Source organism: Stutzerimonas zhaodongensis (genome assembly GCF_003696365.1).
In the GTDB taxonomy this organism is placed as follows: Bacteria; Pseudomonadota; Gammaproteobacteria; order Pseudomonadales; family Pseudomonadaceae; genus Stutzerimonas; species Stutzerimonas zhaodongensis.
The window spans coordinates 640,444-662,549 of record NZ_RFFM01000001.1; the positions used below are offsets into that span (position 1 = coordinate 640,444).

A 22,106-nucleotide genomic window follows, 5' to 3' on the forward strand; every position below is an offset into this window, starting at 1 on the left:
CATCACTGAATCGGTAGCTCGATGGGCGATTGCTGTGGTTGCGCAGCCTGCTCGCGGATCTGCGCCTCGATCGCTTCTGCCTCGGCGCGCCTCCGGGCTTCGGCGGTCTCCTGCAGCTGGTCTAGCCGGGCTGGAGTGATACCACGGATTCGCATGCTCAGTTGCTGCAGGAGTTCACGGCGCATTTCCTGACGCAACTGGCTGGCTTCCTGGTCGGAGCCGATGAGGTTGCTGCTGTCGTGAACGTAGACTTTCTGCACCTCTACCTTATCTTCCAACAGCAGCGTGTTTTGTGGACCGCGGAATTCATACTCCAGCACGCTGGTCAGCTCGTATTCGGCACTGCGTGCTGAGCTGGTATAGCTGGCGGTACGCTGACGGCTCTGTTCTCTCACCAGATCCAGCGTGTACCGCGCACCTGGATAAACGCGAACCCCGTTGTCCTTGAGCAACTCTTCGAGTTGTTGGGCCGTTTCGCCGTAACTGTTGCGTGCTTGCAGGTTGAGCTCATTCAGGGCGAAGCTGGTTTCTCCCGTCCCACGCAGCTGGAAACCGCAGGCGCTCAGCAACAGGGCCATGCCGGCCACCAGCAGATTGCGTTTGATCATCTTGTTATCCCCTTGGCAGCCCGACGCAGCGCGCCGTGGCGAATCAGTTAGCGACGATGTTGACCAGCTTGCCTGGCACCACGATGACCTTGCGAATCGTCAGGCCCTCGGTGAAGCGCACCACGTTTTCGTTGGCGCGTGCGCTGGCTTCGACTTCCTCGCGCGTGGCGCTGGCCGGCACTTCGATCTGGCCGCGCAGCTTGCCGTTGACCTGCACCACAAGCGTCAGGCTGTCCTGGACAAGCGCTGTCTCGTCGACCTGAGGCCATTGGGCATCGATGATCAGGCCGTTTTTGCCCAACTGCTGCCAGAGCTCGTGGCAGATGTGCGGCGTGATGGGCGCCAGTAGCAAGGCGACAGTTTCCAGACCTTCCTGCATCAGCGCACGGTCCTGTTCACTGGAGACGGCAGCTTTTTCCAGCACGTTCATGAGCGTCATGACTTGCGCGATCGCGGTATTGAATTTGTGGTGCTGACCCACATCCACGCTCGCCTGTTTTATCGCCAAATGAATCGCGCGACGGACCGCCTTCTGCTCATCGCTCAGGCTAGCTGTGACCAGTTGTGCTGGCGAACCGGCGCTGACATGGGCATGAGCCAGACGCCAGACGCGGCGCAGGAAGCGGCTCGCACCTTCGACACCGGAGTCCGACCATTCCAGGCTCATGTCAGGCGGGGAAGCGAACATCATGAACAGGCGGCAGGTATCTGCGCCGTAGGCATCAATCATCGCCTGCGGGTCGACGCCGTTATTCTTCGATTTGGACATCTTTTCGGTGCCGCCGATTTCCACCGGCAGGCCATCGCTGGCGAGCTTGGCGCCGATTACCTTGGCCTTGGCATCGCGTTCGACGATGACGTCGGCCGGGTTGAACCAGTCCTTGCCGCCGTTTTCCAGGGTGCGGTAGTAGGTGTCGGCGATGACCATGCCTTGAGTCAGCAAGTTCTTGAACGGCTCATTGGAGCTGACCAGCCCTTCATCGCGCATCAGTTTGTGGAAGAAGCGCGCGTAGAGCAGGTGAAGAATGGCGTGCTCGATTCCGCCGATGTACTGATCGACTGGCAGCCAATGGTTCGCGGCGGCCGGGTCGACCATGCCCTGGTCATAGTGGGGTGAGGCGTAACGGGCGAAGTACCAGGACGACTCGACAAAGGTGTCCATGGTGTCGGTCTCACGCTTGGCGGGAGCGCCACACTTCGGGCAGTTGCACTCGTAGAATTCGGGCATGCGCGCCAGCGGCGAACCGGCACCGTCCGGTACTACATCTTCCGGCAGCACGACCGGCAGCTGATCTTCGGGCACCGGCACATCGCCGCAGCTTTCACAATGAATGATCGGAATCGGGCAGCCCCAATAACGCTGGCGGCTGATACCCCAATCGCGCAGGCGGAACTGGGTGCGGGCCTGGCCAAGCCCTTTTCTTTGCAGCGCGACTTCCATGGCGTCGAAGGCTCCATCGAAATCCAGGCCGTCGAATTCGCCAGAGTTGATCAGCTCGCCGTGTTCACCGTAGGCGTCATTCCAGGGTGTTGGCGTCTCATCGCCAACACTGGTACGCACAACTGGCTTGATTGGTAGCGCGTATTTGGTGGCAAAAGCGAAATCACGCTCATCGTGGGCAGGCACGGCCATCACGGCGCCTTCGCCGTAATTCATCAATACGTAGTTGGCGATCCAGACCGGCAGTAGCTCACCGGTCAGCGGATGCTGCACGCGCAGGGATGTGGCGAGGCCTTTTTTCTCCTGGGTGGCGATATCGGCTTCAGCGACGCCGCCACGCTTGCACTCGTCGATGAACGCCTGCAATTCGGGATTGTTCTGTGCGGCAAGCGTCGCAAGCGGATGTTCAGCGGCTACGGCGACATAGGTAGCGCCCATCAGCGTGTCAGGGCGTGTAGTGAATACCTTCATCACGCCTTCGCTGCCAATGCTGGCTACGTCGTAGGGGAAGCTGATTTCCATCCCGCGCGACTTGCCGATCCAGTTGCGTTGCATGGTCTTGACCTGCTCAGGCCAGCCATCCAGCTCATCCAGGCTCTCGAGCAGCTCATCCGCGTAGGCGGTGATCTTGAAGTAGTACATCGGGATTTCGCGCTTTTCGATCAGCGCGCCGGAACGCCAGCCGCGGCCGTCGATGACCTGCTCGTTGGCCAGCACGGTCTGATCGACCGGATCCCAGTTGACGGTGCCGTTCTTGCGATAGATCACGCCTTTTTCATAAAGGCGGGTGAACAGCCACTGCTCCCAACGGTAGTAGTCGGGCTTGCAAGTGGTGACCTCACGGGTCCAGTCGACGGCCAGGCCCAGGCTTTTCAGCTGGGTGCGCATGTAGTCGATGTTCTCGTAGGTCCACTTGGCCGGTGCGACCTTGTTCTTCATGGCGGCGTTTTCCGCCGGCATGCCGAACGCGTCCCAACCCATGGGCTGCAACACGTTCTTGCCCTGCATACGTTGGTATCGCGCAATCACGTCGCCGATCGTGTAGTTACGAACGTGCCCCATGTGCAGCTTGCCGCTGGGGTAGGGGAACATCGACAGGCAATAGAAGGTGTCCTTGCCGGGCTGTTCACTTACTTCAAAGGATTTCTGCGCATCCCAGTGGGATTGCGCTGCGGCTTCGATTTCGCGGGGCTGATACTGTTCGTGCATGGCTACTGGCGTTGAATAGGGCTGGCTGCTCGCGAGCGGCGAGGGCTGCGGAAATGCCGGGTCGAGACCAAGCGAAGACGGCGGCGCAACGGGCTGGATGCGAAAGCATGGAAGCGCCGTAGCATACATGACCCCCAGCGACCGAGGGAAACCCGATTTGCCTGCGCCTGGCGGCCCCGTTTGTCGTGCCCGGCGTGCATGTTCGAGTCTGAGCTACGCTTGTAGAGGGGGCGGGACGAACACGAGGTGAATCATGGGTAGAGAGCGCCAAGCAAATGAAGGCAACTTGTACGGTCGGGTGTTGCAGCGGCTGACGTCAGCGCTCGAGGAGGCGGAGCGATCGCCGGATGACGGCACTGGATCTGCGACCGAGCTGGAAGTCGGTGGGCTGACGCCCGCGGAGTTCGATCTGATCCGCGCTTATCTTCAACAGGATTCGCAGTGGCTATCGGGTTGGCACGCCGCTGCAGAAGAGCAGGCGCAGCTGGTCCGGCAGGCTACGCGCCCTGCGCTGCGAAATGTCCTGCGGCATCACTCGGGAAAACGCTGCAAACAGAGCTCGCCAGCGTTGCAGCAGGCGATGTCCTGTGCGCTCTGCGGTGCCAGCGTGCACTGGCCTGATGGCGCCGGTGCGGTCGCCTGTTCGGCGTGTGGCTCGCAATTGCTCAGAGCAAGGCAGCGGTTGCATACCTACCCAAAGCACTGACGGCGCCTGCATAGCCGACACGCGGGCGCCTGGACAGGTAAAGTGGCAGCTACCGAGCCTCCGGAGTTGCCCATGCCGATCCGCTATTTCTTCAAACAGTTGCTGCTGCCGCCAGGTGGCTTGTTGTTGCTTCTGCTCGCGGCCTGGTGGCTGCGGCGCCGCGCGCCTCGGTTGGCCGCCCTCTGCTTCGTGTTGGGATTCAGCGGGCTTTGGCTGATGAGTTTGCCCGTGACTGTGGAATGGGCGGCGCGGATGCTGGAAAGCGAGGTTGCGCTGGAGCGCTCCGAGTGGAGCGGGTTGCAGGGGCGCGCTCAGGCAATCGTCGTGCTGGGCGCTGGTCGTGAGCAGGCCGATCCGGCATGGGGGTCAGACCAGCCCAGTCACATCGCGCTCGAGCGCCTGCGTTACGCGTCACGGCTGGCGGGTGCGTCCGGCCTGCCGATCCTTGCCAGCGGAGGACTGCATTACGGTGAGCCGCCGAGCGAGGCGCTACTGGCTGCCGAGACCTTGGAGCGAGATTTTTCGACCGAAACTCGCTGGCTCGAAGAGCGCAGCCGGACTACATGGGAGAACGCTCGCTACAGTGCCGAGATGCTCAAGGCTGCAGGCGTCAAGCGTATCGTGCTGGTGACTTCGGCATCGCACATGCCGCGCTCGCGCTGGTGTTTCGAAGAGGTGGGGTTGGAGGTGATCGCCGCTCCGGTGGGCTTCCTCGGTGTGCTCCATGGGCGCCCATTCGGTGGCTGGCTACCGGAGACTAAAGCCATCTGGCAGAACGGCATGCTGCTCAATGAGGCGGTCGGCATGCTGGTCTACCCGTTGCTCTACGCAGGCGACACCGCGGATTAGGCGCCGCTGGTCGAGGTGACTTGAATCTCAGCTACGCCGACGGCGCGCCAGTCCCCAACCGAGCAACAGCATACAAATGGTGATCAGCGGCCAGGATCGCCATTGCAGGTATGGCGTGAGCCCTTGCATAGGCGTGACCTCACCGTAGAGCACCGCTTCCTCAAATGCAGGAATCTGCTCGACGATTCGACCTTTCGGGTCAATCAATACCGTCACGCCGTTGTTGGTCGCACGGATCATCCAACGACCAGCCTCCAGTGCACGCATCTGCGCCATCTGCAGGTGCTGCAAGGGGCCAATGGAGTGACCGAACCAGGCATCGTTACTCACCGTAAGAAGGATGTCGCTTTTCGCCGCCAGACTGGCCGCGAATTCCGGGTAAACGACTTCGTAGCAAATGAAAGGCGCGATCTGGTAACCCTTCGCCTGCAATAACGACTGTTTTACGTCGCCACGGGCAAAGTCCGACATGGGTAGATCGAAGAAGGCAATCAGCCCACGCAGCATGTCCTGCAGTGGCACGTATTCACCGAAGGGCACCAGCTTCTGCTTGAGGTAGGTACCCTGGGCGTCACCTACGCTGGTAAGGCCGTTGTAATAACGCATTTCACCTTCAGCGTTGGGCTGGCGTATGGGTACGCCGGTGATGAGGGCCGACTGCCGATCCTCGGCGAAGCGGCTCATCATCGTCAGGTAGCCTTCGGCGTGTTCCTTGAGAATGGGTACTGCCGTCTCTGGCCAGACGATCAGGTCGACCGGCTGGCTGCGGAAGGTCATATCGCGGTAGAGCACCAGCTGCATCTCAAGCTTCTTCGGGTCCCATTTGATGCTCTGGGCAACGTTGCCTTGCATCGCGGCAACCGTCAGCGGCTCACCCTTGGTGCTGGTCCAGGCATGCCCGCCCAAGCCCAGCGCGCCTCCCCATAGCGCAATCAGCAGCGCCAGCGCGCCGGCAACGGCTACTCGTTGGCGAAACAGCTGTGGCAACTCGACAAGCAGGGTCGCACTGAGCGCCACGGCGAAGCTGAGCAACCAGATGCCGCCAATCGGTGCGAGCCCAGCCAGCGGTCCTTCGAGCTGGCTATAACCGGCGTACAGCCAGGGAAATCCAGTGAGCACCCAGCCGCGCAGCGCATCCATGGCCAACCACAGCGCGGCAAATAAGAATGCATTGAGCAGCGGCGTTGCCGGCTGCCTAAGCAAGCGAGCCCAAAGCCAGCCCAGCAGGGCGAAGAACAGTGCCAGTCCCGCAACGAACCCCAACGTCAGCGCGCCGGCCAGAATCGGTGGTGCCGAGCCAAAGTCGTGGATGCTGACGTACACCCAGCTGACACCCGAAGCGAAGAGCCCGAAGCCGTAGCACCAGCCGCGCCCGGCTGCCTGCTTAGGTGCCAGATCGCGCAGGCCCAGATAGATAAGTCCAATGGACAACAGCGCCAACGGCCAGATGTCGAATGGCGCGAGCGACAGAGTGGTCAGCGTGCCGGCGACGAGCGCCAGCAGGTTGCCCGGCCAGCCGGGGCGGGTGATCCAGCGCATGGGGGAGTCCTTGAATATGCCGCAGCGAGCAGCGCTAACTGCGGGTCGATGCTAAAGCATCGCATTGATCATTTCAGCTTCAGACCGGGAGCCCTACTGGCTGTCCACCGCGATGCGGGTCAGGCGCAGCATATGCACGCGGCGACTGTCTGCGTTGAGCACGCGGAAACGAAATCCGTCGATCTCCGTAACCTCGTTGCGTTTGGGCAGGTGTCCGAACGTACTCATCACCAGCCCGGCGACGGTGTCGAATTCTTCGTCTGGAAATTCGCTGTGGAAAAACTCGTTGAAGCTGTCGATCGGGGTAAGGGCTTTGACCAGGAAATCGCCACTGGGCAATGGTCGGATGTAGCTGTCTTCCTCGATGTCATGCTCGTCTTCGATGTCGCCAACGATCTGTTCGAGCACGTCTTCGATGGTCACCAGGCCGGCGACGCCGCCATATTCATCAATGACTATGGCCATGTGGCTGTGGTTGGCGCGGAATTCGCGCAGCAACACATTCAAACGCTTGGATTCAGGAACGAAGTTGGCGGGGCGCAGAAGGTCCTTGATGTCGAAAGCATGGTGCTCGTCCTGCAGGATCAGCGGCAGCAGATCCTTGGCCAGAAGCACGCCGATTACCTCGTCGAGGCTGTCACCTACCACCGGATAGCGTGAGTGGGCCGCTGAGATGATCTCAGGCAGGAACTCCTTTGGTGATTGGTCAGCGCGAATGCTCATGACCTGGGATCGCGGCACCATGATGTCGCGCACCTGCAGGTCGGCTACCTGGATTGCGCCCTCGACGATCGCCAGCGCTTCGTTGTCGAGCAGTTTGTTCTGATGGGCGCCGCGCAGGACTTCCAGAAGCTCCTCGCGGTTTTTGGGCTCATGGGCAAAAGCCTGGCTTATTTTTCCAAACCAGGACTTCTGCCCGTTGCTCGATCGGTCTTCGCTCATGTCTTTGACTCAATGGTCCTTGCAGTCGCCCGAGAAGGGCTATTCGTCAGCATAAGGGTCGGCATGACCCAGTTCAGCCAGCAATTGACGTTCGAGATCTTCCATCTCTTGTGCTTCATCGTTGTCGATATGATCGTAGCCGAGCAGATGCAGGCAGCCATGAATGACCAGATGGGCCCAATGCGCTGACAGAGGCTTGCCTTGTTCTGCAGCTTCACGCTCGACTACTGGCACACAAATCACCAGATCACCGAGCAGCGGGATGTCGAGCAGCGGAACGCCATCCGGCCCGTCTGGCAAATCGGCTGGGAACGACAGCACATTGGTGGCGTAGTCCTTCTGCCGCCAGGTGCGATTGAGCTCTCGCCCCTCCGGCTCGTCCACCAGGCGAATGGTCAGCTCCGAGTCGGCCGTACGTTGGCGCAGCGCCAGCTCGCACCAGCGCTTCAGTTCCGTTTCTTGCGGCACCACGCCATCGCTGGCGCATTGCAGATCGAGTTCGATCACCTGGCGTCGCCTCGATTTCCGGCCTGTGGCTGTTTCTCTTCGAAGGCCTCGTAGGCTTCGACGATGCGCTGTACCAGCGGATGCCGCACCACGTCCTTGGGCTTGAAGTGAGTGAAGCTGATGCCGTTGACGTCCTTGAGCACTTCGATCACGTGCGCCAGGCCGCTTTTGGTGCCGCGCGGCAGGTCGACCTGAGTGATGTCACCCGTGATCACCGCGGTCGAGCCGAAGCCGATGCGGGTCAGGAACATTTTCATCTGTTCCAGTGTGGTGTTTTGGCTTTCGTCGAGAATGATGAAGCTGTTGTTCAAGGTGCGGCCGCGCATGTAAGCCAGCGGCGCAATCTCGATCACCTGCTTCTCGATCAGTCTTGCGACCTGTTCGAAGCCCAGCATTTCGTAAAGAGCGTCATACAGCGGGCGAAGATAGGGGTCGATCTTCTGCGCCAGGTCGCCGGGCAGAAAGCCGAGCTTCTCGCCAGCTTCGACCGCGGGCCGTACCAGCAGGATGCGGCGAATCTGCTCACGTTCCAGCGCGTCGACCGCGCAGGCAACGGCCAGGTAGGTCTTGCCAGTGCCCGCAGGACCGATGCCGAAGTTGATGTCGTTATCCAGAATCGACTGAACGTAGCGCTGCTGGTTAACGCCTCGTGGGCGAATGTTGCCCTTGCGAGTGCGCAGCGAAATGTTCGGCGTGGTGGACGAGTTGTTCAACTCTTCCATCGCCGATTCCTGCAAGAACAGGTGAACCGTGTCCGGGGAAAGCTCGAGGCTTTTGGTTTCACGGTACAGGCGGCGTAGGAGGTGCTCCGCAGCTTGGGCCACTTCCGGCTGGCCGACCAGCTCGAACTGGTTGCCGCGATTGCGAATCTCAAGATCCAGGCGCTGTTCGATGAGGCGTAGATGCTCGTCGAACTGACCGCAGAGATTGGCGAAGCGGTTGGCTTCAAAGGGTTCGAGGGTGAAACGATGAGGTTCTATAGGGGCGTTCAAGGGCTTTTGATTGACCTGCTCTGCTTGAGTAGTGGATGAGGATAGCGCCGTGCAACGAAAAAAGCAGCGGCAGGCGCTAACCGTACACCGTAGCGAGCGCGGCTGACGTTTTGGCGTTCAGCCAGCCGCCGCTATGTCCAGTCAGCTTGCCGGCTGCTCGATCAGCGTGCCGCGGAGCGAGTGGGGCAGCGCATCATCGATATGAACATCGACAAACTGGCCGATCAGCCGGGGGTTGTCGCACCGGAAATTGACGATCCGGTTGTGCTCGGTGCGGCCCTGGAGCATGCCTGGATCCTTCTTAGAGTAGTCCGTGACCAGAATGCGCTGGCGCGTGCCCGCCATCCGTCGGCTATTCTCGAAGCCCTGCTGGCTGATGCGCTGTTGCAGGATCGCCAAGCGCTGCTTCTTGACGTCATCTGGCGTCTCGTCGGCAAGATCTGCCGCAGGCGTACCCGGACGCGAGCTGTAGACGAACGAGTAGGAGAAGTCGAAGCCGACATCCTGGATCAGCTTCATGGTTTGCTCGAAGTCCTTTTCGGTCTCGCCTGGAAAACCGACGATGAAGTCCGAGCTGATCAGAATGTCCGGCACGGCCGCCTTGAGTTTGCGAATGCGGGACTTGTATTCGAGTGCCGTATGGTTGCGCTTCATCGCCGCCAGCACGCGGTCAGAGCCTGACTGCACGGGCAGGTGGAGGTACTTCACCAGTTCCGGTACTTCAGCATGGGCCTGAATCAGCGCGTCCGAGAACTCCAAGGGGTGGCTGGTGGTGTAGCGGATTCGGTCGATGCCGTCGACCGCCGCTACCACGCGGATCAACTCGGCCAGATCCGCAGTGCGTCCGTCGTGAGTGGCGCCGCGGTAGCCGTTGACGTTCTGCCCGAGCAAGGTGACCTCGCGAACGCCGTTTTCTGCGAGATGAATAACCTCGGCAAGCACATCGTCGAACGGACGACTGACTTCCTCGCCGCGCGTGTAGGGCACGACACAGAAAGTGCAGTATTTGCTGCAGCCTTCCATGACCGATACGAAGGCGGTCGGGCCGTCCACGCGGGGTTCAGGCAAGCGGTCGAACTTCTCGATCTCGGGGAAGGAGATGTCGACCTGCGGCTTCTTGGTTGTGCGCGCGGCGTCGATCATTTCCGGCAGGCGATGTAGCGTCTGCGGCCCGAACACCACGTCCACATAGGGCGCGCGATCGCGGATCGCGGCGCCTTCCTGGCTCGCGACGCAACCGCCTACACCGATGACCAGCTGCGGGTTTTCCAGCTTGAGTTCACGCCAGCGCCCGAGCTGCGAGAAGACCTTTTCCTGAGCTTTTTCACGAATCGAGCAGGTATTGAGCAGGATCACGTCGGCTTCTGCTGGGTTAGCCGTGATCTCAAGTGGTTGCTGCTCACCCAACAGGTCGACCATGCGCGAGCTGTCGTACTCGTTCATCTGGCAGCCGTGGGTTTCGATATAAAGCTTGCGGGTCATGTTTCGGGCCGGCGTTGTGCAAAAAATGACCGGCGATTATACGGCCGGGACGTGGGCGATAAAAGCGCTGTTGAAAAGCGAGATGTGACGGAAAAGCCTGAACCGCTGCACGGGCGCAGCGAGGGCCTGAGTTCGGGAGGCGAGAGAGGCCGTCCCATGCTTGAGTGGGCTATCGCCTGAAGGGTTCACGACCTTCGGCGGTCTGCATGTCCATCAAGTAATCTCGAAAGATCTGTCCGAGCACCTGGGTGGCGATCTCGAGCTCTTCACGGCCCATTTGTGAGGAGACACGATCAGCCGTATCCAGCGCCTCTTCCTCACCATTGACCGCTGACATCTTCAGCACCACGTAGGCCTGTACGTTGTTCGCCGGCACACCTTCGCCACGGAAGAACATTACACCGAGCCGATGCTGAGCCAGCGCGTGCCCTTTGAGGGATGCGCGCTCGAACCAGTGCAGCGCCTTGTCCAGGTCGCGCGGCGCCAGCCGGCCGCTGTAATAGAAGTCACCCAACTCGTAGGCCGCTTGCAGATCGCCCTCGCTGGCTGCCTGTTCACAGGCGCGCAGCGCTTCGCTCATGGTTTCGGGGGCGGTATTAAGCGCGCAGCGGGACGTTGCAGGTATCAGCAACGAATTGCCGCCGGCATGACCCACGAGGGGTGTGAGGAGCAGCAGGCAGCCAATGGCGAGGCTTCGGCCGGTGCGAGTCATGAATCAAAGCGCCTCGAAGATCAGGGCATGACTGGAAGTACGGCAAAACGAGCCGACGTTCACATTATGGATAAGGCTTAGCCTGCTTACAAAGGCTTTGATAGTGAGTGCTCGCGCTTTTTACACGGGCGCGCCATTTTCCTCGCGAAGATTGCCTGGCAGGTTGAGTAGTAGCAAAGCAATTATCGGGCAGGCCAGAGCCAGGCTAAGCTGTTCATAGGCAGCAAGCGGATTGGGCCCGATCGTCATCCCAGTCAACGGCATCAGGGCCAGCATCAGCATCCCTCCGGCCGCGCCAGCAAAGGCCTGCAGGCGTGCCGGCCATTGCAGAATGCCGGCGTAGAACACCAGCGCTGCACTGGTCAGGCCCAGCGCAAATGCGTACTCGCTGCTCCAGCCGAGCTGTCTGGCAAGCTCGAAGAATGCGCACAGCCCAATCACGACTCGACCCCAGGTGGGGCGGCTCCAGACCCATTGACGGCTCAAGGTCAACGCCACTACGCCGACCAATGGTAGTCCGAGTAGCAGTGTCGCTTGCAGTAACCAACGCTCCGCTTCGAGGGTGTCGAGGCCGAATCCCTGCCTGGCTACCGCGCAGGCGCCGGTTCCTGCAGATAGGCTGAAGGCGAGCAAGGCACAGAACAATGCGGGTTGGTCCGGCTCGCCATAACCCCGGCGCGCCGCTCCGATCCAGACGGCACTGAGCAGTGCCGTCAACGTCAGAAGGATGGATTGAAACAGCTCGGGCATCAGACGGATTTCAATTGGGCGAAAGCGCGCTCTGCAGCCTCAAGGGTCAGCTGCAGTTCTTTTTCGCCATGGGCGATGGATGTAAAGCCGGCTTCGAATGCGCTGGGTGCCAGGTAGACGCCACCCGTCAGCATCAGATGGAAGAACCGCTTGAAACGATCGGCGTCGCTGGCCATGACGTCGTCGAAGGTAACGATGTCATCCGCCTCGCTGAAATAAAGCCCGAACATGCCACCGACCTGTGTGGTGACGAACGGGATACCCGCCGCCGCTGCGCGCTCCTTCAAGCCCTGCAACATGCGGGTGGTGTAAGCGGTGAGTTCTTCGTGAAACCCTGCTCGCTTGATCAGTTTCAAGGTGGTCAAGCCTGCAGCCATCGCCAGCGGGTTTCCTGAGAGGGTTCCGGCTTGGTAGACCGGGCCGAGCGGGGCGATGCACTCCATGATTGCCCGCTTGCCGCCAAAGCAGCCGACTGGCATGCCGCCGCCAATGATCTTGCCAAAGGTGGTCAGGTCAGGTGTCACCCCGTAATGGGCCTGAGCACCGCCGAGCGCGACCCGGAAGCCGGTCATCACCTCGTCGAATATCAGCACCACGCCATGCTTGTCGCACTGCTCGCGCAGACCCTGCAGGTAGCCTGGCGCAGGCGGTACGCAGTTCATATTGCCTGCGACGGGCTCGACGATGATGCAGGCCACCTCGGAACCGACCTCGGCGAGCATCTGCTCGACCGCGCCCAGATCGTTGAACGGCAGAGTCAGGGTGTGTTTGGCGAATGCCGCCGGCACACCTGCTGAGCTGGGTACGCCCTGGGTCAGCGCGCCCGAACCGGCTTTGACCAGCAGGCTGTCGGAGTGGCCGTGATAGCAGCCCTCGAACTTGATGATGCTGTCACGTCCGGTATAGCCGCGAGCCAGTCGAATGGCGCTCATGGTTGCTTCGGTGCCGGAGCTGACCATTCGCATCATTTCCATCGACGGCACCAGGCTGCAGACCAACTCTGCCATTTCGGTTTCCATGGCGGTCGGTGCGCCGTATGAAAGACCGTGCTGCAGCTGGTTGCGAACCGCTTCTAGCACCTCAGGGTGACTGTGGCCGAGAATCATCGGGCCCCATGAACCGACGTAATCCACATAGCGTTTGTCGTCTTCGTCGGTGACATATGCGCCTTCGGCGTGTTTGAAAAACAGCGGCGTACCGCCAACGCTGCGGAAAGCGCGTACCGGTGAATTCACGCCACCGGGGATGCGATTCTGGGCGTTTGCGAAGAGGGTTTCGGAACGGGACATGGAGGCCTCTCGAAAAAAATGACAATCATGGGTGGCAGTCGTCAGCGACGTCGCCACGCCGGTCAGCTGGTGGTGAAAAGCTCGCTGAAAGCGCGTGCGCGACGCTCGACCTCATTGGCCGTTTCGGCGGCAAACAGCGCGTGGACAACTGCGATCAGGCTGGCGCCTCGAGCGATCAGGCCGGGAGCGTTTTCCAGATTGACCCCGCCGATGGCGACGATGGGCAGGCTGAACTGCCGGCGCGCTTGTTCGAGCATTTCAAGGGTGGCGCCAGGCGCGCCAGGTTTGGTGTTGGAGTCGAAGAAACGACCGAAGGCGATGTAGCTGGCACCTTCGGCAATAGCCTGTTCAGCCAGTTCAAGGCGTGAGTGGCAGGTGGCGCCAATGATGGCTTTGCGTCCGAGCAGCGCCCGCGCTGCCGAGAGTGACCCATCTTCTTGACCAAGATGCAGCCCAACGCCAAGACGTGCCGCGAGTTCCGCGTCATCGTTGATGATCAACTTGGCCCCGTGGCGCTCGCACATGCCGTGCAGTGCCTCGGCTTCTCGCAGCCGGCGTGCATCGTTATCGGATTTATCGCGATACTGCAGCAGGCGCGCACCGCCTCTGAGTGCCGCTTCGGCATAGGGCAACAGACGTCCGTCGCCGAGTAACTTGCTGTCGGTGATCGCGTAGAGGCCACGCAGCTTCATGTCTTTCATATGCGGCGCTCCACTCAGGCCAGGTCCAGCGGCAGGCGACGGGGGATGTATTGACCTCGGCCGGGAGCCTCGGCATCGCGCAGGGTGCGCCAGGTGTAATCGAGGGCCGACTTCACGGCGCTGGCGAGTTCCTGGCCGAGGGCGAGCCGTCCGGACAGCGCGCTGGCCAGCGTGCAGCCTGAGCCGTGATAGCTCCCTGGAAGGCGCTGACAACTGAAGTCGTAGCGGCTGCCGTCGCGGTAGTAGAGACGATTGTGAACTTCGGTTTCGTCGCCGTGCCCGCCTGTGATCAGCAGATGGCGTATGAACGGCAGCAGCTTCTCCGCGCACTCGTCGGCGCTGCCGTTCGGCAATTCGGCGAGGATCCGGGCTTCGGGCAGGTTCGGTGTCGCAATGGTCGACACCGGGAACAGTCGCTCGCGCATGGCGTAGCCGACCTCATCCTTGCCCAGTGCGCCGCCGCCACCTGCGCGCAGGACCGGATCACAGATCAGCGGGACGCCAGGTAGTTTCTGCATGATTTCAAGAACCGTCTCGACCATTTCAACCGAGCCGAGCATCCCCAGCTTGACCGCGGCGACCGGAAGATCGGCGATCACGGCGTTGGCCTGCGCGAGTACCCAGTCGCGATCGAGCACTCGGAAATCCGATACGTCGACTGTGTCTTGTACGGTCAAGGCGGTAACTGCGGGGGCGGCGTGACAGCCCTGTGCCATCAGGGCTTCGATATCAGCCTGTAGACCGGCGCCTCCGCTTGGGTCGTGGCCGGAGAGGCAAAGGACGACAGGGCGGGAGCAGGGGGCGGACATCGATTGGGGTTCCCGAGTCATGTGAGGGCGCTGGAGTTGACCAGGTATCGCCGGGTTTCATGGCGTGCGAGCTTAACATCAATCCCGCCGGGCAGCTCGCGCAGGCAGCCTGCGCGGAGTTGTCGCGTCCGCTACCTTCCGGCAGGATAAGCGCGGCGACGGCCTCAAGGCGTCCCTAACATGCTAAAGTGCCACTACTTAGAGGTCGGCTGCGTGCATTCAGGGGAGCGGGGTTTCTCTGACGCAGTCCGACAAGGCCCTCTCCATGCACCATATCCTCGTATTCCTGTTCGGCCTCTTGCCGATGATTGCCAGTGCCGTTGATTTCGACGAGCACACCCAGCGGCTACCTCTCGGTCAGATCATGGCCGTTCTGGAAGATCCCGATCGCAACGCCACCATCGAAGAGGTGATCGCTCTTGATGCGGCGGGCAAATTCGTGAAAAGCCAGGAGCAGGTGCTCAATGCCGGCTATTCGCGTTCCGCCTTCTGGCTGCGGGTCGACCTCAACTACCGGGCCGACTTGCCAGCGGAGCACAGCCGTTGGTGGCTGGAGCTGGCCTACCCGCCCCTCGATTATCTTGATCTGTACCTTCCCGATGAGGATGGCAGCTACAACTTGGCGCAGCGGAGCGGCGATGCACTGCCTTTCCATGAGCGCCAGATCAAGCAGCGCAATCACCTTTTCGAGCTCAAGCTGGCACCTAACCAGCCGAAGCGGATCTATCTGCGGCTCGAAAGTCAGGGCTCGATACAGATTCCGCTGACCCTGTGGGCTCCGGTGGCCTATCTGGAAGAGCAGTCTGGTCACATCTATGTGCTCGCCATTATTTATGGCGTGCTGCTGGTGATGCTGTTTTACAACCTGTTCATCTATCTCAGCGTTCGCGATCGCAGCTACCTTTTCTACATCCTCTACATTGCCTCGTTCGGCCTTTATCAAGTTTCAGTCAACGGTCTGGGCGTGCAATACCTCTGGCCGAACTGGCCTTGGTGGGCGAACGCGTCCACACCCTTTCTGATTGGAGCAGCGGGCCTTTTTGGCTGCCAGTTCGCGCGCAGCTTTCTGCACACCAGCGACCATAGCCCCTGGATAGATCGCGCTCTGCTGCTGTTGATGGCGCTGGGCGCGTTGACGATGTTCCTGTCTCTGGCCGCCAGCTACGCGCTGGCTCTGCGCATGGCGACCATGCTTGCGCTCTGGTTCATCCTGGTTATTTTCGTTGCCGGGATTGTCGCCTGGCATCGGGGAATGCGCGTGGCGCGTTATTTCCTCATTGCCTGGAGTGCCTTTCTCATTGGCGGGCAGATCAACACCCTGATGGTGCTTGGCTACCTGCCGCACATGTTTCTCACCATGTATGCAGGGCAGATCGGGTCGGCACTGGAGGTAGCGCTGTTGTCATTGGCGCTGGCCGACCGCATCAACATGATGAAAGAGGAGCGCGCCCGGGTCCTCGAGGAGACAGGGCGCAAGTTGGAGGAGATGAACCGTGAGCTTGCCGAAAGCAACCGCCTCAAGGATCAGTTTCTGGCCAATGTCACCCATGAACTGCGTACGCCGATGCACGGAGTGCTGGGTAGCCTCGAGCTTATGCGCACTCTGGAGCTGAGCGGCGAAATGGATCAGTACCAGCGCATCGCAACCGGCTCGGCGCGCGAGATGATGCAGTTGGTTAACGACATTCTTGCCCTGACCGAACTCCAGGCCGGCCGCCTGCAGTTGCACAACGAGTCGTTCGATTTAAGGGCAGTGGCCGATGAGTTGGCTCGTACCTATGGCCCCCGTGCTGCGGTACGCGGGCTGGAGTTCCAGGTGCATATTGCCGATCACCTACCCGAGCGCCTTATTGGCGATGCAACCAAGCTGCAGCAGAGCCTGGGATACCTGCTCGACAATGGCATCAAGTTCACGCCTCAGGGGCAGGTGACACTCGCGTTGAGCGGTCGTGACGAAGCGGGGTCCCGGTTCGTTCTGGAAGCGGAGGTGATCGACACGGGTATCGGCTTCGAAACGCCTGCCGACGATTCGCTCTATCAGCATTTTCGCCAGCTGAACGGCAGCATGACGAGGCAGTATGGCGGTCTTGGGATCGGCCTTTCCCTGTGCCGGCAGCTGGTCGAGCTGCAGGGTGGGGAAATCTCGTATCGCTCCGAAGTCGGTAGCGGCAGCCGCTTCATGGTGCGCCTACCGCTTCGGTTGGTCTGAGTGAGCCCATTGGGCCGCATCGAGCAGCGTAGGATTTGGCCGAAACCACACTTTTTCACTGAAAGCATGCGTGCTTCACTCCCCGTGGCGGGTCCTTAGCAGAGGCGGCCCTGACTGGCCCGTGATTGCGAAATGGAATCGCCAGCGGCGTACTCTGTTCTGTCGGGCCCCTTAGCCATCCTGCCGAGGAGACCTGTATGAGCCTGCATCGATATGCCGAAACCCACGACGTCCTGAACCAGGTCCCACCGCTAGAGGGTGCGAACCTGTATCGCCTCGACCTGCCGCTGCAGGAGTGGGTACGGCGATACCGTGGCGGTTGGGCTGAGTCGCGCCTGGATGCGTACGGCGCGTTGGCCGGTGGCCCCTTGATGGCGGCAGGCTTCTTGGCCAATGAGAACAAGCCGGTTTTCAAGAGTCATGATCGCTATGGCCACCGTCTTGATCTGGTGGAATTTCATCCGGCCTATCACCAGCTCATGAGCGCGGCGGTTGCCCATGGGATTCCGTCGTTGCCTTGGACCGATCCGCAGCCTGGTGCGCAGGTAGCGCGCGCGGGCCTTATGTACCTGCACAACCAAGCTGAGTCAGGTAGCAGTTGCCCGCTGACCATGACCTACGCCAGCGTACCGGCGCTGCGGCAGCAACCGGACGTCGCTGACCTCTGGTTGCCAAAGATCCTCAGCCTGGAGTACGACCCGCGCAACCTGCCGATAGCGCAGAAAAGCGGCCTCACCATCGGTATGGCCATGACCGAGAAGCAAGGAGGTACCGACGTTCGCGCCAATACCACACGGGCGCATGCCGTGGGCGCCAGCGGGCCGGGACAGCCATATGAGCTCGTCGGGCATAAGTGGTTCTGCTCGGCGCCCATGTGCGATGCCTTTCTGACCTTGGCGCAGACGGACAAGGGGCTTTCCTGCTTTCTACTCCCTCGGCACCGGCCGGATGGCAGCCGTAACCAGTTCTATATCCAGCGGCTGAAGAACAAACTCGGGAACTGGTCGAATGCTTCGAGCGAGGTCGAATATCGCGGCGCCCTGGCATGGATGATTGGTGAAGAAGGCCGAGGCGTGCCGACCATCATCGAGATGGTCTCCTCGACACGCTTCGATTGCATGATCGGCTCCAGTTCGCTGATGCGTCAGGCGCTGACCCAAGCCATGCACCATTGCTCGTATCGCCGCGTCGGTGGGCGGACCCTCTCTGAACAGCCGCCGATGCAGAACGTGCTGGCGGACCTGGCGCTGGAAAGCGAGGCGGCGCTGGCGTTGACCATGCGCATGGGGCACGCCCTCGATAACCCATTCAACGAGCAGGAAGAGAAGTTCGCCCGGCTGGTCACCGCGGTCGGCAAATACTGGATATGCAAGCGCGCTCCGGAAATGGTCGCCGAAGCCAGCGAGTGCCTGGGTGGCGCGGGTTACGTCGAAGAGACCATCATGCCGCGGCTGTACCGTGAGGCGCCGGTGAATTCCATCTGGGAAGGTTCGGGCAACGTTCAGTGCCTGGATGTTTTGCGAGCGCTTTCAAAGGAGGCGGGCGTGCTCGATGTACTGTTCGCTGAGCTGGGGGATGGTCACGGCGATGCCCGTTTGAAGAAGCACATCGACCGGTTGCAAAGCGCATTCACCGATAAGGACGACATTCAGTACCGCGCACGACAACTGACCGAAGATGTAGCCGTCGCGCTGCAGGCCAAGCTGCTCCTCGAAGCGGGAAACGAGTCGGTATCAGACGCGTTCATCGCCAGCCGGCTGCAAGGGCATGGCCGTGCCTACGGCACCTTGCCGCGCGGTCTGGACATCGATGGCCTGCTGGCACGTAGCGCACCGCAGGCGTGACGGCTCCCTACTGCCGGTTTTGATCAAAGGCTGCTGACCTAGCGTTTGGCCTGTCCGCGCAGCAGCTCCTTCAGTTCGGCTATCTCACTGCGCAGGGCGCGGACCTCCTGGTGCAAGTCGGCCTCGATGTGCTCGCGCGCCTCGTCGATGCTGACCTGAGTGGCTTGGTGGTCCGCATCGGTGACCGTCTGCATGGCATTGACGATGATGGCGATGAACAGGTTGAGCATCGTGAAGGTGGCGATCAGGATGAACGGGATGAAGAACACCCAGGCATAAGGAAAGACCTCCATCAGCGGCCGTACGATGCCCATCGACCAGCTTTCCAGCGTCATGACCTGGAACAGTGTGTAGACAGATCGACCGAGACTGCCGAACCATTCAGGAAATTCGGCGGCAAACAAGCCGGTGGCGATCACCGCAGACACGTAGAAGACCAGCGCCAGCACCATCGCAATCGAGCCGAGGCCGGGAATGGCCGACAACAGTGCGCCAACCACACGGCGCATAGACGGCACCATGGTCACCATGCGCATCACTCGAAGCACGCGCAGAGCCCGCAGAATGCTCAGCGGGCCGCTGGCGGGTACCAGCGCGATGGCCACCACCGTGAAGTCGAAAAGGCTCCAGGGGTCACGAAAGAAGGCCGTACGATGGATGTAAATCCGCGCGGCGATCTCCACCACGAAAATGCCCAGGATCAGGGTGTCCAGCAACGTGAGCAGCTCGCCCCAGCTCGCCACCAGCGAAGCCGATGTCTGCATGCCGAGGATGGCCGCGTTGATCACGATCAGCAGCAAGATGCCGCGCTGAACGGCTGGCCGCTCCATGAATCGTTCCAGGCGACTGCTCGTGCGCGTCTCTGGGTGTGTTGCCTGCATGATGCTTACCTGTCTGATCAGTCTTCGCCGGGACCTCAGATTGCAACGCTTGTGCACATGGGCCGGGGCGGGCGCGAGTATGGCGCTGCGGCACGGCGTGGGGAAGTGGCCGTGCGGGTCTGCTCGTTTCCTGATTTAACAGACCAAGGCACTTAGGCTCAGCTTAATGCTGACTTACCAACATCGCCGGTGCCGCCTGCCCGCAGCTTTTCCGTTGATGCGTTGGTGGGAACCCGCGAGGGAAGTGCCGCGCCATCTATCCCGCCAGTATTTCTGCTAGCAGCTCTCGGTCGATGTTGGCACCGCTGAGCACTACTGCGATGCGTTCGCCGTGGTTACCATCGCGGTCCTGCATGGCTGCTGCCAGCGCGGCGGCGCCTGCGCCTTCGGCCAGGTTGTGGGTGTCTTCATGCAGCGCCCTGATGGCTTGGCGAATCTCGGCATCGGCAACTCGTACGATGCGCGCTGCGCCTTCGCGGATGATTTCAAGCGCTTCGGGTGCGGGAATGCGACAGGCCATGCCGTCAGCGAATGTATTGGCCGTTTCGGTGCAGACGGTGCAACCCTGTTCGTAGCTCTGTGCATAAGCATCGGCAGCACTGGAAACCACGCCGACGATTTCGGTTTTCAGACCGAGCAGATCGCGGGTTCGAATCATTCCACAAATGCCGGAGCCAAGCCCTATCGGAACGTAGACCCGGCGCAGATCGGGCACGGCTTCCAGCAGTTCCAGCGCATAGGTGGCGACGCCACGGATCAGGTCCGGGTGCAGGGACGGGACAAAATGCCAGCCATTCGCCTCAGCCAGTTCGGCGGCTCGTTGCCGGGCGGTGTCGAAGTCACGCCCGTACTCGATCACCTCAGCGCCGCTGGCTCGCATGGCTGCGTTTTTTTCAGCCGAGTTGCCCTCGGGAACCAGGATCTGCAACCGCAGATTTGCCTTGCGTGCAGCCATCGCCAAGCTGATGCCGTGATTACCGCGGGTGGCGGTGACGAGTCCCGGCAAATGGGGTTCGCGCTTGAGCAGTTCGCTGACATACAACACACCGCCGCGTACCTTGAACGCACCGGCCGGCGTGTGATTCTCGTGTTTCACCCATATATCGCAGCCGAGCCGTTGAGCCAGCAAAGGCCACTGATGCTGTGGTGTCGGCGGTACGCTCTGGTAGATCAGGCTGGCTGCCTGGCGCAATGAGTCGAGATCGAACATTGAAGGCTCCTTGGTGGTTTGACCTCGATCCTAGGCATGGGCATTGTATGGGTAAATCTTTATATTGCATGGCAGACAATGTGGTTACCCCAACTCGAATCAAGTGATCAGCCGCGGTATCTGGCGCTCGTCGATGCCATTGCCGCTGCTATCGCGCGCGGTGAACTCAAGCCTGGCGATCGGCTCCCTCCGCAGCGCCGGCTGGCCTGGGCGCTAGGCCTCAACCCAAGCACGGCGATGCAGGCCTATCGCGAAGCCGCGCGCCGGCATCTGGTCGGCGGCGAGGTGGGGCGTGGGACCTACGTTCTGGCCAGCAGCCGCGAGGCAAGCCTGTTCCGGCTGAAGGTGCCTGAGGCGCATCCCGAGCTTGTCGATCTTTCGACAAATCTGCCGGTGCTCGACCCGGATGACGGCGACCTGCAGCGGAGCATGGCGGCTTTATGTACGTCCGGTGAGGTGGCTAGTCTCCAGGGCTACCCCTCTGCGCGCAGTTTGCAACGCGGTCAGCTGGTAGTAAGCAGTTGGCTGTGCGGGCGAGGCCTGGAGCTGTCCCCTCAGCAGGTGCTGCTCTGTGCCGGCGCGCAGCAGGGCGTATTTGCCGCGCTGCTGGGATTGTGCGAGCCCGGCGAACCGATTCTGGTGGAGGCCTTGACCTCTCCGGGCATCAAGGCTGCTGGTCGTCAGTTACGGCTGCCGTTGCATGGTGTGGCGATGGATGAGTACGGCATCGTGCCCGACGACCTCGACAGGCTGGCCCGTGCCACATCGGCACGCGTAGCGGTGCTCACGCCCTGCCTGCAGAACCCCACAGCCGTCAGCATGGATGCGCGTCGGCGCGAGGAAATCGCCGCCGTGGCACGTCGGCATGGTTTGCTGATCATCGAGGATGATATCTACGGCGCCCTTGGCAACGAGCCACCCCTGGCCTCTGCGCTTTCTGATCGAACTCTGCTGATCAGCAGTCTGTCGAAAACGGTCGCGCCCGGGTTGCGGCTTGGCTTCATTGCCGGCCCGCAAAAGTGGTTGGCGCTCATCGACCCCGAGCGGCAGGCGACCAGTTGGGCCTTGTCGACGCTGTGTCTGCGAATTGGCAGTCAATGGCTCGAAGACGGCACCGCGGCACGCCGCCTGGCTTGGCAGCGCGAACAGGTGACTCGGCGCTGGCGACTGGCGCAGAAACTGCTTGGCGCAGCAGGGGCGGACGCCTCGCCGCACCTTTGGCTCCCGGTGCCCGGTGGTCGAGACCTGGCTGCGCTGTGCCGAGCTGCGGGTGTCGAAGCCGCCATGGCGGACGTCTTTGCGGTGGGCCACGACGCCGCCTGTGCGCTGCGCTTGAGTCTCACGGCGGCGCCCAGCCTGGCGGTGCTCAAGGCTCGGCTGGAAGCAATCGCCAGCCAGCTTGTGTCCCCAGACCATGGCTGAGTGC

The 22,106-nt window shown here is 61.2% G+C and carries 18 protein-coding genes and 1 pseudogene; 5 read left to right on the forward strand and 14 right to left on the reverse strand.

The annotated features are described in order from the left end of the window. Positions 1–2 precede the first annotated feature (2 nt). Together EA797_RS02810 and leuS are read right to left on the reverse strand one after the other, a co-directional pair. Positions 3–608 carry an LPS-assembly lipoprotein LptE gene (locus EA797_RS02810; protein ID WP_122163669.1) on the reverse strand — a complete coding sequence of 202 codons (606 nt, stop codon included), beginning with the start codon at positions 606–608 and terminating at the stop codon, positions 3–5. 43 nt (positions 609–651) lie between these two features. Further along, entirely contained in the window at positions 652–3,258 is a 2,607-nt protein-coding gene (leuS, locus tag EA797_RS02815; RefSeq protein ID WP_122164657.1) for a leucine--tRNA ligase, read from the reverse strand. 253 nt (positions 3,259–3,511) lie between these two features. Here leuS and EA797_RS02820 point away from each other — a divergent pair, with 253 nt between their 5' ends. Continuing rightward, positions 3,512–3,964 carry a hypothetical protein gene (locus EA797_RS02820; RefSeq protein ID WP_208644401.1) on the forward strand — a complete coding sequence of 151 codons (453 nt, stop codon included), beginning with the start codon at positions 3,512–3,514 and terminating at the stop codon, positions 3,962–3,964. Between the two features lie 72 nt (positions 3,965–4,036). After that, positions 4,037–4,813, forward strand: a complete 777-nt coding sequence (locus EA797_RS02825) for a YdcF family protein (RefSeq protein ID WP_122163670.1) — start codon at positions 4,037–4,039, stop codon at positions 4,811–4,813. Between the two features lie 27 nt (positions 4,814–4,840). Here the strand turns inward: EA797_RS02825 and lnt are convergent, their stop codons facing one another. From lnt to EA797_RS02875, 10 genes are all read right to left on the reverse strand, one after another. Continuing rightward, positions 4,841–6,352, reverse strand: a complete 1,512-nt coding sequence (lnt, locus tag EA797_RS02830) for an apolipoprotein N-acyltransferase (protein ID WP_122163671.1) — start codon at positions 6,350–6,352, stop codon at positions 4,841–4,843. A gap of 93 nt (positions 6,353–6,445) precedes the next feature. Beyond that, positions 6,446–7,294: an HlyC/CorC family transporter gene (locus EA797_RS02835; RefSeq protein ID WP_122163672.1), complete on the reverse strand. Its 849-nt coding sequence runs from the start codon at positions 7,292–7,294 to the stop codon at positions 6,446–6,448. A 39-nt stretch (positions 7,295–7,333) separates the two neighbouring features. After that, positions 7,334–7,801 carry an rRNA maturation RNase YbeY gene (ybeY, locus tag EA797_RS02840; RefSeq protein ID WP_122163673.1) on the reverse strand — a complete coding sequence of 156 codons (468 nt, stop codon included), beginning with the start codon at positions 7,799–7,801 and terminating at the stop codon, positions 7,334–7,336. Next, positions 7,798–8,793, reverse strand: coding sequence for a PhoH family protein (locus tag EA797_RS02845; RefSeq protein ID WP_122163674.1), 996 nt, complete (start codon positions 8,791–8,793; stop codon positions 7,798–7,800). Before EA797_RS02845 ends, ybeY begins: the two co-directional genes overlap by 4 nt. Before the next feature lie 141 nt (positions 8,794–8,934). Next, positions 8,935–10,275: a tRNA (N6-isopentenyl adenosine(37)-C2)-methylthiotransferase MiaB gene (gene miaB / locus EA797_RS02850; protein WP_122163675.1), complete on the reverse strand. Its 1,341-nt coding sequence runs from the start codon at positions 10,273–10,275 to the stop codon at positions 8,935–8,937. A 169-nt stretch (positions 10,276–10,444) separates the two neighbouring features. Continuing rightward, on the reverse strand, positions 10,445–10,987 hold the full coding sequence (locus EA797_RS02855; RefSeq protein ID WP_122163676.1) for a tetratricopeptide repeat protein: 543 nt from the start codon (positions 10,985–10,987) through the stop codon (positions 10,445–10,447). 120 nt (positions 10,988–11,107) lie between these two features. Continuing rightward, on the reverse strand, positions 11,108–11,737 hold the full coding sequence (locus EA797_RS02860; RefSeq protein WP_122163677.1) for a hypothetical protein: 630 nt from the start codon (positions 11,735–11,737) through the stop codon (positions 11,108–11,110). Further along, positions 11,737–13,026, reverse strand: coding sequence for a glutamate-1-semialdehyde 2,1-aminomutase (gene hemL / locus EA797_RS02865; RefSeq protein ID WP_122163678.1), 1,290 nt, complete (start codon positions 13,024–13,026; stop codon positions 11,737–11,739). Before hemL ends, EA797_RS02860 begins: the two co-directional genes overlap by 1 nt. Positions 13,027–13,088: 62 nt before the next feature. Further along, positions 13,089–13,718: a thiamine phosphate synthase gene (gene thiE, locus EA797_RS02870; RefSeq protein ID WP_122164659.1), complete on the reverse strand. Its 630-nt coding sequence runs from the start codon at positions 13,716–13,718 to the stop codon at positions 13,089–13,091. A gap of 23 nt (positions 13,719–13,741) precedes the next feature. Beyond that, positions 13,742–14,536, reverse strand: coding sequence for a hydroxymethylpyrimidine/phosphomethylpyrimidine kinase (locus EA797_RS02875; protein ID WP_122163679.1), 795 nt, complete (start codon positions 14,534–14,536; stop codon positions 13,742–13,744). A gap of 265 nt (positions 14,537–14,801) precedes the next feature. On the opposite strand from EA797_RS02875, the pseudogene EA797_RS02880 reads away from it, so the two are divergent. Both EA797_RS02880 and EA797_RS02885 read left to right on the forward strand, forming a co-directional pair. Then, positions 14,802–16,733: pseudogene (locus EA797_RS02880) on the forward strand (sensor histidine kinase); the annotation flags it as partial. A 209-nt stretch (positions 16,734–16,942) separates the two neighbouring features. Then, positions 16,943–18,589, forward strand: a complete 1,647-nt coding sequence (locus EA797_RS02885) for an acyl-CoA dehydrogenase family protein (RefSeq protein WP_122163681.1) — start codon at positions 16,943–16,945, stop codon at positions 18,587–18,589. A 38-nt stretch (positions 18,590–18,627) separates the two neighbouring features. On the opposite strand, the gene EA797_RS02890 is transcribed toward EA797_RS02885, so the two are convergent. Together EA797_RS02890 and EA797_RS02895 are read right to left on the reverse strand one after the other, a co-directional pair. After that, complete coding sequence (locus EA797_RS02890; RefSeq protein ID WP_122163682.1) at positions 18,628–19,470, reverse strand: ion transporter; 843 nt, start codon at positions 19,468–19,470, stop codon at positions 18,628–18,630. 256 nt (positions 19,471–19,726) lie between these two features. Further along, complete coding sequence (locus EA797_RS02895) at positions 19,727–20,680, reverse strand: threonine dehydratase (RefSeq protein WP_122163683.1); 954 nt, start codon at positions 20,678–20,680, stop codon at positions 19,727–19,729. A gap of 78 nt (positions 20,681–20,758) precedes the next feature. Here EA797_RS02895 and EA797_RS02900 point away from each other — a divergent pair, with 78 nt between their 5' ends. Beyond that, entirely contained in the window at positions 20,759–22,102 is a 1,344-nt protein-coding gene (locus EA797_RS02900) for an aminotransferase-like domain-containing protein (RefSeq protein WP_122164661.1), read from the forward strand. Positions 22,103–22,106 lie beyond the last annotated feature (4 nt).

Bases quoted from the DNA above. Each gene is read 5' to 3' on its own strand.
- EA797_RS02855 (WP_122163676.1), bottom strand. From the start codon at position 10,987: ATGACTCGCACCGGCCGAAGCCTCGCCATTGGCTGCCTGCTGCTCCTC.
- EA797_RS02825 (WP_122163670.1), top strand. From the start codon at position 4,037: ATGCCGATCCGCTATTTCTTCAAACAGTTGCTGCTGCCGCCAGGTGGC.
- lnt (WP_122163671.1), bottom strand. From the start codon at position 6,352: ATGCGCTGGATCACCCGCCCCGGCTGGCCGGGCAACCTGCTGGCGCTC.
- EA797_RS02890 (WP_122163682.1), bottom strand. From the start codon at position 19,470: ATGCAGGCAACACACCCAGAGACGCGCACGAGCAGTCGCCTGGAACGA.
- EA797_RS02885 (WP_122163681.1), top strand. From the start codon at position 16,943: ATGAGCCTGCATCGATATGCCGAAACCCACGACGTCCTGAACCAGGTC.
- EA797_RS02895 (WP_122163683.1), bottom strand. From the start codon at position 20,680: ATGTTCGATCTCGACTCATTGCGCCAGGCAGCCAGCCTGATCTACCAG.
- EA797_RS02835 (WP_122163672.1), bottom strand. From the start codon at position 7,294: ATGAGCGAAGACCGATCGAGCAACGGGCAGAAGTCCTGGTTTGGAAAA.
- EA797_RS02875 (WP_122163679.1), bottom strand. From the start codon at position 14,536: ATGTCCGCCCCCTGCTCCCGCCCTGTCGTCCTTTGCCTCTCCGGCCAC.
- hemL (WP_122163678.1), bottom strand. From the start codon at position 13,026: ATGTCCCGTTCCGAAACCCTCTTCGCAAACGCCCAGAATCGCATCCCC.
- EA797_RS02820 (WP_208644401.1), top strand. From the start codon at position 3,512: ATGGGTAGAGAGCGCCAAGCAAATGAAGGCAACTTGTACGGTCGGGTG.
- EA797_RS02810 (WP_122163669.1), bottom strand. From the start codon at position 608: ATGATCAAACGCAATCTGCTGGTGGCCGGCATGGCCCTGTTGCTGAGC.
- EA797_RS02860 (WP_122163677.1), bottom strand. From the start codon at position 11,737: ATGCCCGAGCTGTTTCAATCCATCCTTCTGACGTTGACGGCACTGCTC.
- leuS (WP_122164657.1), bottom strand. From the start codon at position 3,258: ATGCACGAACAGTATCAGCCCCGCGAAATCGAAGCCGCAGCGCAATCC.
- thiE (WP_122164659.1), bottom strand. From the start codon at position 13,718: ATGAAGCTGCGTGGCCTCTACGCGATCACCGACAGCAAGTTACTCGGC.
- EA797_RS02900 (WP_122164661.1), top strand. From the start codon at position 20,759: ATGTGGTTACCCCAACTCGAATCAAGTGATCAGCCGCGGTATCTGGCG.
- miaB (WP_122163675.1), bottom strand. From the start codon at position 10,275: ATGACCCGCAAGCTTTATATCGAAACCCACGGCTGCCAGATGAACGAG.